This is a genomic window from Streptomyces sp. NPDC020747, from assembly GCF_044334695.1.
GTDB lineage: Bacteria > Actinomycetota > Actinomycetes > Streptomycetales > Streptomycetaceae > Streptomyces.
The window spans coordinates 505,793-518,544 of the sequence record NZ_JBIRTJ010000003.1 but is presented as its reverse complement, the minus strand read 5'-3'; the positions used below and the strand labels follow the sequence as shown (position 1 = coordinate 518,544).

7 protein-coding genes are annotated in these 12,752 nt (G+C 71.9%); 2 read left to right on the top strand and 5 right to left on the bottom strand.

The window, feature by feature from the left end; all coding sequences use genetic code 11:
* Positions 1 to 151 precede the first annotated feature (151 nt).
* Positions 152 to 1,303, top strand: coding sequence for an ABC transporter permease (locus ACH4YP_RS11470; protein ID WP_361070067.1), 1,152 nt, complete (start codon positions 152 to 154; stop codon positions 1,301 to 1,303).
* 57 nt (positions 1,304 to 1,360) lie between these two features.
* Here the strand turns inward: ACH4YP_RS11470 and ACH4YP_RS11465 are convergent, their stop codons facing one another.
* The 4 genes from ACH4YP_RS11465 to ACH4YP_RS11450 all read right to left on the bottom strand — a co-directional run bounded on the left by ACH4YP_RS11465 (position 1,361) and on the right by ACH4YP_RS11450 (position 10,853).
* The gene (locus ACH4YP_RS11465) at positions 1,361 to 2,521 is read right to left on the bottom strand and encodes a serine hydrolase domain-containing protein (RefSeq protein WP_398490385.1); all 1,161 of its coding nucleotides are present in this window, start codon (positions 2,519 to 2,521) and stop codon (positions 1,361 to 1,363) included.
* A 131-nt stretch (positions 2,522 to 2,652) separates the two neighbouring features.
* Entirely contained in the window at positions 2,653 to 4,575 is a 1,923-nt protein-coding gene (locus ACH4YP_RS11460; RefSeq protein ID WP_361065020.1) for a cellulase family glycosylhydrolase, read from the bottom strand.
* A gap of 103 nt (positions 4,576 to 4,678) precedes the next feature.
* Positions 4,679 to 7,210 (bottom strand): SpoIIE family protein phosphatase, encoded by a 2,532-nt coding sequence (locus tag ACH4YP_RS11455; protein ID WP_398490384.1) that lies wholly within the window; start codon positions 7,208 to 7,210, stop codon positions 4,679 to 4,681.
* Between the two features lie 244 nt (positions 7,211 to 7,454).
* Entirely contained in the window at positions 7,455 to 10,853 is a 3,399-nt protein-coding gene (locus tag ACH4YP_RS11450) for a S8 family serine peptidase (protein ID WP_398490383.1), read from the bottom strand.
* A 276-nt stretch (positions 10,854 to 11,129) separates the two neighbouring features.
* Between ACH4YP_RS11450 and ACH4YP_RS11445 the strand changes: the two genes are divergently transcribed.
* Positions 11,130 to 11,456: an antibiotic biosynthesis monooxygenase gene (locus tag ACH4YP_RS11445; protein WP_361064949.1), complete on the top strand. Its 327-nt coding sequence runs from the start codon at positions 11,130 to 11,132 to the stop codon at positions 11,454 to 11,456.
* 454 nt (positions 11,457 to 11,910) lie between these two features.
* On the opposite strand, the gene ACH4YP_RS11440 is transcribed toward ACH4YP_RS11445, so the two are convergent.
* Complete coding sequence (locus tag ACH4YP_RS11440) at positions 11,911 to 12,522, bottom strand: phosphoribosylanthranilate isomerase (protein WP_398490382.1); 612 nt, start codon at positions 12,520 to 12,522, stop codon at positions 11,911 to 11,913.
* Positions 12,523 to 12,752 lie beyond the last annotated feature (230 nt).

Here is a 12,752-nt window from a genome sequence, read left to right as displayed (position 1 = left end):
AAGGCGCGGGTCGGCCAGGTCCATCCGGTCCGTCCTCCCTGCCCGCTCCGCCCGGTCCGCCCGCTCCGCCCGGTCGACGCGGGTCGAGCGGCCCTGGCTGGATCCCCGGGACCTGTGGACGGAATCCCTCGCCGGCGTTCTCGCCCGGCCGGTGCGGTCCGCGCTGACCACGCTCGGCACCGTGCTCGGGATCACCACGCTCGTCATCACGATCGGCGTGGCCTCCACCGCGGGCAACCAGATCGTCGGCCGGTTCGACGCGCTCACCGCGACCTCGGTGACCGTGACCGTGCCGCAGGCTCTTCCCGGCTCGGACGACACCGGCCCGCTGGTGGACTGGTCGGGAACCGGCGCGGTCCGGCGGCTGGCCGGTGTGGAGTCGGTCGCGGCCGTGGCCGACTCCGCCACGACCAACAGCGTCCAGGTGCGGTCCAACGACGTGACCGCGCCCGGCGACACCTCCAGCCAGACCCTCGGCGTGGTCGCCGCCTCGGCCGGCCTGCCGGACGCCGTACGGGGTGCGATGACCGCCGGGCGGTTCTTCGACACGGGTGACATCGACCGGCACGACCAGGTGGCGGTGCTCGGCGACCAGGCGGCGGAACTGCTCGGCATCCGGCAGGTGGAGGACGCCCCGGCGATCTTCTTCCGGGGCCAGTCGTACACGGTCATCGGCATCCTCGGCGGCATCAAGCGCGAGCGGCAGCTGTCCACGGCCGTACTGCTCCCGCCCACGACCGCCGCGGACCGGCTCGGTCTGCGCGACGTCACGCGCGTACTGGTCAACACCTCGCTCGGCGCCGCCCGGCAGGTTGCGCGCCAGGCGCCGATCGCTCTGGCGCCCGGGCACGAGGACGCGCTCACCGTCGTGGCGCCGCCCGATCTGTCCAAGTCCCGCGACGGCGTCCAGAGCGACGTCAACGGTCTCTTCCTCGTCCTCGGTCTGGTCTCGCTCGTGGTGGGCGCGATCGGCATCGCCAACGTGACCCTGGTGACGGTGATGGAGCGGGTCGGGGAGATCGGGCTGCGGCGAGCGCTGGGCGCGTCACGACGGCAGGTCGCCGGCCAGTTCCTCCTGGAGTCGACGACCATCGGCCTGCTGGGCGGCGTCATCGGGGCGTCCCTGGGCATCGCCGTCGTGGTGGGCGTCTCCGTCGTCAAGGACTGGACCCCGGTCCTCGACCTGCGGCTCGCCCTCGGCGCCCCGCTCGCCGGAGCCCTGGTCGGCCTGCTCGCCGGCCTCTACCCGTCCCTGCGCGCCGCCCGCATGGAACCGGCCGAAGCCCTCCGCGCACCGTCGTAGCCCCGCACGCCTCACCCGACCCCGGCGTCGAGCTGCCCGGTCGGTACACCTAGGGCCCTAGTCGCAGAACTCCGCCTCGATCACCGCGTCGGTGTCCCCGGACCAGTCCCCGTTGAAGTTGAAGGCCAGCGAGTGGCGGCCGTCGGCCGTCGTGACCGCCTCCGAGACCGAGCCGACGATGCCGCCGTGATGGCCCCAGACCACGACGCCGCAGCTCAGCGTGCGTTCGGCGAGGCCAAGGCCGTAGCGGACGCCGGGCAGGCCGGGGGCCTCGACGGTCGTCTTCATCTCGGCGAGCTGCGCCTTTGGCAGCAGCTCGCCGCGGAGCAGGGCCGCGTAGAAGCGGTTCAGGTCATGGGCGTCGGAGATCATGTCGCCCCCGCCCCCGGCGAGCGTGGGGTTCAGTTCCGTGACGTCGTACGTCGGGCCGGTCGTCGACTCGGCGAGCTTCGCGTAGGCCCGGCTGCTCGGCCGGGGCATCCTCGGGTCCGTACCGGGGACGGACGTGGCGTGCAGGCCGAGCGGTTCGACGATGCGGCGGTGGACCTCGTCCCCGTACGAGCTGCCCGTGGCCTTCTCGATCACCATCGCCGCAAGGGAGTAGTTGGTGTTCGAGTACCTCCACGACTTGCCCGGCTCGAAGTACGGCCTGTTCGCCATGGCGTACTTCACGTGACGGTCGAGGGTCACCGTGTCGAAGCGGTTCCTGAAGAAGGCGTCCTTGACGATGTACTTCCGTACGAACTCGCTGTCGTCGCGGTAGTCGAAGACGCCGCTGGTGTGGTTGAGGAGTTGGCGCAGAGTGATCGGCCGTCCGTCGTGGCCGTTGCCCCGGACCACGCCGGGCAGCCACTCGTCGACCTTGTCGTCCAGGGACAGCTCGCCCTCCGCCTCCAGTTGGAGCAGCACCGTGGCGACGAAGGTCTTGGTGACACTGCCGACGCGGTAGCGGTCGTGGGCGGAGCGCGGCTGCTTCGTTCTGAGGTTGCCGACGCCCGAAGTGCCCTTCCAGGTCCCGTACTTGTCCTTCGCCTGCCCGGCCACACCGGGCACGCCGTCCTTCACGGCGGCGTCCATCGCCTTCCGCGTCGCGCTGTGGTCTCCGCCGGCCGGGGCGGGAGCGGAGGCCGGGGCGGCCACCGCGGAGGCCATGAGCGACGTGGCGGTGAGCGCCACGGCTCCCACCAGTGCGAAACGCAGGGTGCGGGTTGCTCGCATCGGTCGGTACGTCCCTTCCGTCGAGGATCTGCAGAGCAGACTGCAGAGGATCTTCGACGGGAGGGACCCCGTGGCAGAGCTGGCAGGTTGACCGGCCCGAGTCGGTTGAGCGCTTTTGAGCCCTTTGCCGGTCAGCCCAGTCTCCGGCAGTACAGCGCGTCCGGTGTTCGTGCCGAGCCGACGCGTCCGGTGTACGCGATTCCGGCCGCGTACTCGTCGGCCGCGCACTGGCCCTTGTGGTGGCCGCTCGCGAAGTCGCCGCCCTTGGGCGCGGAACCCCTGTCGTCGCCGCGGTCGAACCAGACCGTACGGCCGGCCGTGCCGAGCTTCCCCGTCGGGGCCGCCGCGCACAGGGCGGCCGAGACGGCGGAGCCGCGAACGCTGTAGCCGGTGAGGAAGTGGCCGTCGGGGCACTGGAGTTTGGTGTATCCGGAGGCCCAGTCACCGCCCGGCGGGACGTGCCGCTCGTCCCTGACCACCTCGTGTCCGCCTGCCGGGGCCCACAGGGAGCCGGCGGTCACGTCGGAGCACAGGCCCCGGTTGCCCGTGTGGCTGAGGCCGAGGAGGCGCTGTCCGTCGGGGCAGGCGGCCTTGCGGGCGCCCGAGTCCCAGTCGGGGAGCGCGCGCATCCGCCGTGAGGCGACGAAGTCGGCGTGGTCGGGGCTGAGCATCGACCAGTCCGCCACAGGGGCGACGCGGCCGGTGCGCCCGGGGCTCTCGACGAGCCGGGTCCACGCCGCGGCCCGCCAGTCGTCACCGTCGTACACGCCCATGCGGTCGCCCGACGAGTCCCAGTGCAGCAGGGCCCAGCCGTTGCCCCTGCGGTTCTCGTGCCAGCCGACGACCGGCCAGTACGCGAAGTCGGCGTCGGTACGGATCAGTTGGTCCACGAAGTTCTCGAACCAGGCACGCGGCTTCGCACCCGTCTCCTCGCGTCCGCCGACGCCGAACTCGCTGATCCAGACGGGGGCCGTGAAGTGCTGGTCCTGTTCCGCGGTGACGTAGAACGCCTGGCGGTTCAGTACGGCGGTCAGTTCGGTGGGTGTCAGGTCGCGGTAGCGGGGGTCGGTCGTTTCGCCCGTGCCCGTGGCGCCGCTGTGGTTCGGGCCCGTGTAGTCGTAGAAGTGGGCGGAGTACACGAGTTTGCCGGAGTCGACGAGGGTGTGCGAGAGACGGCGTACGGGCTCCAGGGTGGGGCGTTCGTGTGCGAAGCCGTCGACGGGGATGCCGGTCCAGTTGATGCCCTCGACGATGACGAGGAGGTCCGCGTTCGCCTCCGTCAGGATGCGGTCGCCCACGCGCTGGGAGGCGGCGAACCAGTCGTGGTCGTCGCCGAGACCCCAGTTGGGGTCGTCCCAGATGTTGCGGCGGACCTCGTTGTAGAGGTCGGCGCCGACGACGCGTTTGTTGTCCTTGTAGCGGCGGGCCATGAGGAGCCAGTCGTTCTCCCAGGTCGCGGTCGACTGGCTCGCGTTCCAGCGTTCGTTGCCGTCGACCCCGCAGCACCAACGGGTCGTGTTGGTGTGGTTGTTGAGGATCACCGCGAGGCCCGCGGCGGTGAGTTCGCGTACCACCGCGTCGTAGACCTGGAGCGGGGTCTTTCCGCGCAGGGACGGGTTCGCGGCGACCGCGTCGTCCTTGACGGGTACGCCGTCGTGGACCATCTCGTTGGAGAACGGCAGCCGGACGCTGTTGATCCCGATCTCCCGGAAACCGGCGACGATCTCGGCCATGGGGGCCCGGTCCAGGCCGAGGGGTGTCCGGCCGGAGTTCTCCCCCGCGTGGTGGTCGGCGTCGTCGTCCACGCTTCCGGAACCGTTCCAAGTACCGCTGGCGCCATGCCAGTTGCCGGACCGCAGCTTGAAGCGGTCGCCGTCCGCGTCGACGATCCAGCGGCCCCGCGTGCTGAGCGGCGCCGACCAGTCCGCGACGGCCGTCCCGGTGCGGGGCGCGGACTCCCGCGGGGCCGCGCCCGCCGGAACGGGCGTCAGGGGCGCCAGCAGCAGTACGGCGGTCAGGGCCGCCCCGACGAAGGAACCGCGCACGGTCACCATCCCGAATCCCGAGGACGACACTGTCGTTGTCATGCCAGCGTCATCATGAGGGAAGGGGCGGCATTGGTCCAGGCCTACGGGTGCGGGTATCGGGCCCCGTCGGTCACGGGTCCGGGTCCACGCTCTGTTCCGCCCAGATGGTCTTGCCCGTGGAGGTGGGGCGGGTGCCCCAGCGCTGGGTCAGCTGGGCGACCAGGAGCAGGCCGCGGCCGCCCTCGTCGTACGTACGGGCGCGGCGCATGTGGGGTGCCGTGCTGCTGGCGTCGGAGACCTCGCAGATGAGGGTCCGGTCGTGGATGAGGCGCAGCTGGATGGGCGGCGCGGCGTGCCGGATGGCGTTGGTGACCAGTTCGCTGACGACCAGCTCGGTGACGAAGGCGGCGTCGGACAGGCCCCAGGCCGCCAGTCGGCCGAGCGCGTTCTTGCGGGCCTCGCCGACGGCGGCGGGGTCGGGGTCGATGTCCCAGGCGGCGACCCGGTCGGTGTCGAGCGCCCGGGTGCGGGCGACGAGCAGGGCCACGTCGTCGGTGGGCCGCTGGGGGAGCACGGCTCCCAGGACCGAGTCGCACAGCGCCTCCAGGGAGACCGCCGGAGCGGCGAGGGCGCGGCGCAGCCGGGAGGTGCCTTCGTCGAGGTCGCTGTCGCGGGACTCGATCAGGCCGTCGGTGTAGAGGGCGAGCAGGCTTCCCTCCGGCAGTTCGGTGTCGAGGGACTCGAAGGGCAGCCCGCCCAGGCCCAGTGGCGGCCCCGCCGGAACATCGAGCAGCTCCACGGTGCCGTCCGGGCTCACCACGGCGGGCGGGGGATGTCCGGCCCGGGCGAGGGTGCACCGGCGGGAGACGGGGTCGTACACGGCGTACAGACAGGTCGCTCCGACGTCTCCCTGGCTCTCTCCCTCGGCGGCGGACCACTCCGCGCCCTCGGCGCGCTCCGTCTCGGTGGCCAGGCGGCCGACCAGGTCGTCGAGGTGGGTGAGCAGTTCGTCGGGGGGCAGATCGATGTCCGCGAGCGTGCGTACGGCGGTACGCAGGCGGCCCATGGTCGCCGAGGCGTGGATGCCGTGGCCCACGACGTCGCCCACGACCAGCGCCACTCTGGCTCCGGACAGCGGGATCACGTCGAACCAGTCCCCGCCCACACCGGCCCGGGCACCGGCCGGGAGGTAGCGGGAGGCGACCTCCACCGCGGACTGCTCGGGCAGGCTCTGCGGCAGCAGGCTGCGCTGCAGGGTGACGGCCGTGCCGCGTTCGCGGGTGTAGCGCAGGGCGTTGTCGATGCAGACCGCGGCCCGGGCGGCCAGTTCCTCGGCCAGTACCAGGTCGTCCCGCTGGAACGGGTCGGGGCGCCGGTGCCGGGCGAGGGCGACGACGCCCAGGGTGGCACCGCGCGCCGACAGGGGCACGGCCATCACCGAGTGGAAGCCGAACTCACGGATCCGGGCGGACCGGAGCGGGTCCTCGGCCACCCAGTCGGAGATCGCCGCCTCGTCCACCCGGTGCAGCACGGCACGTCCCGTTCGCAGGCTCTCCGTCGGAGGGGAGCCCTCCGGGTACGTGTCCACCTCGCCCACCGCGACGACCGCCTCCGGAATGTCCGGAAACACGGACTGGTGGGCGATGCGCCGCAGCGCGAGGGAGTCGCCCGCCCTCAGCGGTCCCGGGGGCTGCTCGCGCAGGTCGTCGAGGGACGACAGGAGGTCGACGCTGACGAAGTCGGCGAGCTCCGGAACCGCCACGTTCGCCAGTTCCTGCGCCGTCCGCGTCACGTCGAGCGTGCTGCCGATCCGGGTGCCGGCCTCCGCGATCAGCTGGAGGCGCTTGCGGGCCCAGTACTGCTCGGTCATGTCGTGCCCGGTGGTGGCCACTCCCAGAACGCGGCCGTCCGGGTCCTCCAGGCGGTAGAGGTGGACCGACCACGCGTGGTCACGGGCCTCGCCGGGGGCGAGCGCGTGGTTCTCGACGTACTGCGTCCCACCGGTCTCCAGGACCAGCCGCATCGCCCGCTCGACCTTCTCCGCCACGGGATCGTCGAGCACGTCCGTCAGCCTCAGCCCGCGCAGGTCTTCGTCGCTCATGCCCAGCACGCCCCGCCCGGACTGCGTGGACCGGCGAAAGCGCAGGTCGGTGTCGTACACCGAGGTCGAGCAGCACGGCGAGTCGAGAAAACCCCGCCTCACGAGGGTGTCGTCGTCGGTGAGGGGCCGCGCCGCCCCGGCGACCGCGGAGACGAGGAGCCAGCCGTGCGTCCCGCCGTCCGACGCCCCTGCCCGCACCCCGTCCGACGCACCGCCCGACGCACCACCCAGTGCCCCGTCCGGCGTCCTGCGGTGGGCCAGGACCATGGCCTCCACGCGGTGGCCGTCACGGTGCCGCAGAGCCAGCGTGCCGTGCCATCTCGGCAGCTCCAGGAGGGGCGGGAGGGGATGAAGACCGCCCGCCCCGGGCTCCTCGGCGAGCAGTGAGGCCGCCGGGCGGCCCAGGATCTGCGCCGGCGAGTAACCGAGCAGCCGCTCCGCGCCGGCGTTCCATCCGGTCACGACGCCCTGTTCGTCGACGGTGGCGCGCGCCGTGAGTGCCCCGCCCGCGGCGTCGTGGCCCGGACTCGATTCCTGGTCGTCGACGGCACGCCGCTCCATGACCGCTCATCTCGCTCTCGTTGCGCTCTCCACCTCGCGTGACTCTCAGCGCGCGAGCACGCTTCACCTCGGCACCCGAGACTCCACTCCTCTTGGCCTGCCCTGTATTTTCACATTTCACCTTATTTACGCCAGTCGACGTAAGCCTCACAACGCCTCGCAACGCCTCACACACAGCTTCGCCCGGGGCGGTGGTGTCACCGCCCCGGGCGAAGCCGGGCACAAGGTCAAGCGGGTCGCAGGGTCACAGGGTCGTGTTGTAAGCGCGCTCGATCGTCTGGACCAGGGTGTTGCCGGCCTTGTCGGTCAGTTTGGCGCGCAGCGAGACGGAGCCCGCCTTCGCCGGGTGCTTCAGGGAGAGGTGGGTGCCGCCGACGGCCTTGGTGGGCTGCCAGGTGGTGCCTTCGTCGTAGGAGACCTCGAAGGCGAGCTTGGCGGGCCGCTGGCCGGCCGCCGCGCCCTGGACGGTGAAGGGCACCTTGAACCGCTTGCCGGCCTTCGCCGTGCTGGACAGGCTCAGGTCGGGTGAGAAGCGGATCACCGACAGCGGCAGCGGTGTCGTGTCGTCCTCGGGGGTGGTGGCGGAGCGGAAGGTCCACTCGGTACGCACGCGGGTGCTGACCGGGTACACCGCGGGATCACGGGACGCGTCCACGGTCAGTTTGTACGCGCTGTCCCCGGCGGGAACGGTGTACTCGGTGAGCTCGATCGGCGGGCCGTAGTCGTCGGGGATCTCCTTGCCGTCGGCCTGGAGCGAGCTGGTCACCGAGGTGTAGCCGCTGATGCCCGCGTGTCCGTCGCCGTCGCCGAACTGCGGCAGGAAGGCCTTGATGACGTTTCCGTTCCGGATGATGCCGGGCTCTCCCCGCTCCGGTCCGAGGTCACCGGCGGCGGGCAGGGTCGGGCCGAAGACGCCGACGTTGAACCGCTCGGTGTAGCTGTGACCGGCCTGCCAGGTCCTCGGCATCCGCGTCTGGAAGGCCTCGGAGCGCCTCTCCTCGCCCTCGCCGGCCATCTGCCAGACGCGGAAGGACCACTTGACGTCGTTGCCGAGGACGTAGTCCGTGGCACGCAGCGGCAGTCCGGTGCGCAGGTTTTCCGTACCGAAGATCATGTTCCCGTCGGCGGTGTACGGAGACACATCGACCTCGACGCGCCTCCCCGCGACGGGCGCGCCGGCCTGGAGATCGATCTTGGCGAGCTGGTTCTTCCGGACCTTGGCGGCGAAGCCGTCCAGGCCATCGGGGCGGTTCCAGCCCAGGTGGTAGGTGACCGGCCGGCCCTCGGCGTCCTTACGGGTCCAGTCGCCGGCGAACACGGCGGGCGCCACGTCGGCGGACACATCGGGCCCGAGCTGTCCGAAGGTCGTGCCCTTGAACGTGGGCAGGTCGAACTGCATTATGCGCGGGCGCAGGCCCTCGCCCCTGGCGTAGGTGAAGTGGACCGTGGCTTCGGTGTTCTCGGCCGCCGGGTCGGGCACGGTGATGTCCACCGGCCGCGCCTGCCGGGCGTCGACCGTGAAGGTGGTGTCCCGGTCCAGGGTCAGCTTCGGCTGCACCAGGATGGCCGATTCGGCGGACGGGTGGATCATCCCGTTGAGGGCGTAGTCGCCCTTCGGCAGCCGCACCGTGAGCTCGCCGTCCTGCTCGTCGGCGTATTCGGCGTAGAACTCGCGGTTGAGGTCGGAGACGGCGGTGACGGCGTCGCCGGTCGCCGCGCCGTTCCCGTCGATGTGCTTGATCGTCAGGTCGTACGACTCGGCCTCGCGTTTCACACCGACAGCGGTACGCACCTGCACCTTGCCGTCGGCGGAAGTGGCCTGCACCGAGCCGCCGAAGCTGCCGTCGGCGCTGCCGGCGCGGGTGTCGGCGGTGACGGAGGCGTTCGCGGTGCCGCCCGCCGGGACGGTGACCTGCTGCGGCGACACGGCGAACATGCCCTGGTCGGCGGGCTTGCCGTCCACCGAGCGGGCGTCGACGGACAGATCGAGGGTGACCGGCTCCGTACCGAGGTTGCGGTACGTCACCTGCTTGGTCGTCGGGGTGTCGTCGCCGTGCGGCCACTGCTGGAAACCGAAGTCGAGCGGCTGCTGTTCGGTGACGACGCTCTGGTCCAGTGCCCGGACCAGGTCGGTGCGGCCGGTGCCCTGCTGGAAGGAGCTGTACGCGCCCGGCTTGGCCGAACCCGTCAGGACCGCCTTGAGACGCTCACCCGTCCAGTCGGGATGCTGCTGGGCCAGGAGCGCGGCGGCGCCCGCGACATGCGGGGCCGCCATGGAGGTGCCGCTGATGGTGAGATAGCCGGGTATGTCGGAGGGGTACTCCCCCTCCAGGAGGCTGCCAGGGGCCGAGGCGGCCGTGATGTCGACACCGGGCGCGGTCAGGTCGGGCTTGACCCCGCTGTCACCGATGCGCGGGCCGCGGCTGGAGAAGTCGGCGAGCGCGTCCGCCTTGTCGACCGCGCCGACGGTGAGCGCGGCGTCCGCGCTGCCGGGCGAGCCGACCGTGCTCTCACCGCGCTCGCCCTCAGCACCCTCGTTGCCGGCCGCGATGACGAAGAGGGTGTCGGTCTCGGCGGAGAGCCGGTTGACCGTCTCCTCCATCGGGTCGATGCCGGGCGTGTCTACGTCGCCGAGGCTGAGGTTGACGACGTCGGCCCCCTGGGCCACCGCCCACTCCATGCCCGCGATGACCCCGGAGTCGGAGCCCGAGCCGTCGTCGCCGAGAACCTTGCCGTTCAGGATCTTCGCGCCCGGGGCGACACCCTTGTACTTGCCGCCGTCCTTGGCGCCCGTGCCGGACACGGTGGACGCCACGTGCGTGCCGTGGCCGTTCTTGTCGGCGGTACCGGAGGCGGAGCCGGTGAAGTCCTGCTGGGCGGTCACCTGGCTCGCCAGGTCGGGGTGGGTCGTGTCGATGCCGGTGTCGAGCACGGCGACCTTGATGCCGGTGCCGTCGTATCCGGCGGCCCAGGCGGTCGGCGTGCCGATCTGCGGCACGCTCTTGTCGAGGCTCACCTTGCGCCTGCCGTCCAGCCACACTTTCTCGACCGCGGTCGAGTCGGTGAACTCCGTTGTTCCGTCGCCCTTGCCGGCGGTGCCGGTCACGGCGTCCCAGAACTCGGCACCGCGCTTCTTCACGGTGCGCATCGACTTGCCGTTGACGACCGGAAGCGCCCGGCCCATCTTCACCCCGGCCCCGGTGAACGGGCTCATCGAGGGCGCCTTCTTGCCCCGGAACGTGACGATCAGCGGCAGGTCCGACCGGCCGCCGTCGTCGTAGCCGTCCAACAGCAGCTGGGTCACGTCGAACAGCCGGGCGTCCAGCTTGCCCTGCGCGAGCAGCAACTGGGCGTCGCCCGGCACCACCTGGGTGTGCCCGTCGACCACCCGGACCGAGAAGGGAACCCGCTCCCGGCCCTTCGCCCGCTCCACGCCGATGACCTTTCCGGCGCCGTCCAGCCGGACCCGGTCGCCGGTGACCAGCGTCACCGTCCGCACCTTCTGGGCCTTGCCGGGGCCGCTCGTACCCTCGGCCACCGCCCCGGAACGCCCGTCGGCCGGGTCATCGGAGGGCGCGGCCTGGGCCGCCCCGCCCGGGAAACCGGCGAGCAGCAGGGCCGTCGAAACCGCCCCTGCCGCCATGACGGAACGTAGGGGTCTTGCACGCAACTCCACCTGAACTCCTGACACTTGGACCATCGGACGGAGTCGTCCCGCGACACCGGAAACCCCGGGGCCTCACCCGTAGGCCCAACGACTCGCCATAGAGACGGGGCGAGTTGTCGTCTGGTTGTAAAGACATCCGATTTATTTCTGACGATGAGTCAGGAGGCTGCTGGGGTCGCGCACGGGGCGTGGGCGCTGAGGGTGGGCGCGGCCCGCCACCGGCCGCCGTGACGGCTGCTGGAGAATGGGGGCATGAGCATCGTCAAGATCAACGTACTCACGGTTCCCGAGGAGCAGCGCGAGACGCTGGAGAAGCGGTTCGCCGCTCGTGCCGGGACGGTGGACAGCTCGGACGGGTTCGAGTGGTTCGAGCTGCTGCGTCCGGTGGAGGGCACCGACACCTACCTCGTCTACACCCGCTGGCGCGCGGAGGAGGACTTCCAGAACTGGATGTCCGGACGCGGCCAGGCCGCCCACCGCGACGCAGCCCCCGGCACCGACCGCCCGAAGCCCGCCGCGACGGACTCAACCCTGTGGACCTTCGAGGTGGTACAGCAGGCCGCGCCCAGGCAGGGCTGACGCGGGCAGGGGCAGGGGCAGCGGCGGGGCTCGGTTCGGGGCCGGTTGCCCTGCCGCGGGCGGCGGCGCGGGGGCCCTTGCGGGCGGCGCGGGTCGGGGTCCGTTGCGGGCGGCCCGGGTCAGAGCCGGTTACGGGCAACGCGGACCAGGATCCGTTGCGGGCAACGCGGTCGAGGCCGACTGCGGGCGACGCACGTCGGAGTCGGTCGCGGGCGGCCCAAGTCAGGGTCGCTTGCGGGCGACGTGGGCCCAGGCCCCCGTTACGGGCAACGCGGTCAAGGCCGACCGCAGGCGGCGCGGCCCAAGCCAGAGCCGGTTGCAGGCGGCCCTGGTCAGAGCCGGTTACGGACACCGCAGGCCAGGGCCGGTTGTGGGCCGACGCGATTCGGGGCCGACTGCGGGTCAGGGCAGGTCGCGGGCCGCCCGAATCAGGACCTGTTGCGGGCAGCCCGAGTCAGGGTCGGTTGCGGGCCGCCCCGATGAACGCGGTGATGAGGGCGGGGTCCTTGACTCCCCGGCTTTGCTCCACGCCGCTGGACACGTCGACGCCCCAGGGGGAGGTGGCGTCGATAGCCGCGCGGACGTTGTCGGGGGTGAGGCCGCCGGCGAGGAGCCATTTCTCTCCCGGCCCGGCGAGGGGCTTGCTCGACCAGTCCCAGGCGATGCCGGAGCCCGGCACGGGCGCGTCGAGGAGGAGGATGTCCTCGCCCATGTCCCCGTGGCGCGGTGCGGGTTCGCCGAACGCCGCGGCGCGGATCAGCGTCCAGCCGCCCGTCGCGAGGTCGTCGTAGTAGCCGCGGTCCTCGGGCCCGTGCAGTTGGACGGCCCGGATCCCCGAGTCGGTGGCCAGGGACTGTACGTCCCGCAGGGGCTCGTCGCGGAAGACGCCGACCGTCAGGACGTTCTCCGGCACACGGGCGCACAGCCGCGCCGCCGTGGCCGCGTCGACGCGGCGCGGGCTGGCCGAGAAGACGAAGCCGATCGCGTCGGCACCCGCCTCGACGGCCGTGTCCACGTCCCGCTCGGTCTTCAGGCCACAGATCTTGATGAAAAGGGAGCTGCTCACCCCCTCAGCCTGCCGTATCCGGGGCGGGTCCGGCCGCCGTGTCCAGGGCCGGGGCGGTCCGGTGCCCAAGGCCCGTCCAGGGCCAGGCCGGTGTCCGGGACCGGACCGGGCCGGTGTCCAGGAGCCGGTGTCCCGGGCCCGTCCCGTACCGGGGCAGCCACCGCCGGTTGTGTAGATCCCGCTGAACGGCGGCGACATGGGCGGCTTTTCTGGCCATTCCCTGTCCGGTT

Coding starts and splice junctions, on each gene's coding strand:
- ACH4YP_RS11465 (WP_398490385.1), bottom strand. CDS start 2,521: ATGCGAGCAACCCGCACCCTGCGTTTCGCACTGGTGGGAGCCGTGGCG.
- ACH4YP_RS11460 (WP_361065020.1), bottom strand. CDS start 4,575: ATGGTGACCGTGCGCGGTTCCTTCGTCGGGGCGGCCCTGACCGCCGTA.
- ACH4YP_RS11455 (WP_398490384.1), bottom strand. CDS start 7,210: ATGGAGCGGCGTGCCGTCGACGACCAGGAATCGAGTCCGGGCCACGAC.
- ACH4YP_RS11450 (WP_398490383.1), bottom strand. CDS start 10,853: ATGGCGGCAGGGGCGGTTTCGACGGCCCTGCTGCTCGCCGGTTTCCCG.
- ACH4YP_RS11445 (WP_361064949.1), top strand. CDS start 11,130: ATGAGCATCGTCAAGATCAACGTACTCACGGTTCCCGAGGAGCAGCGC.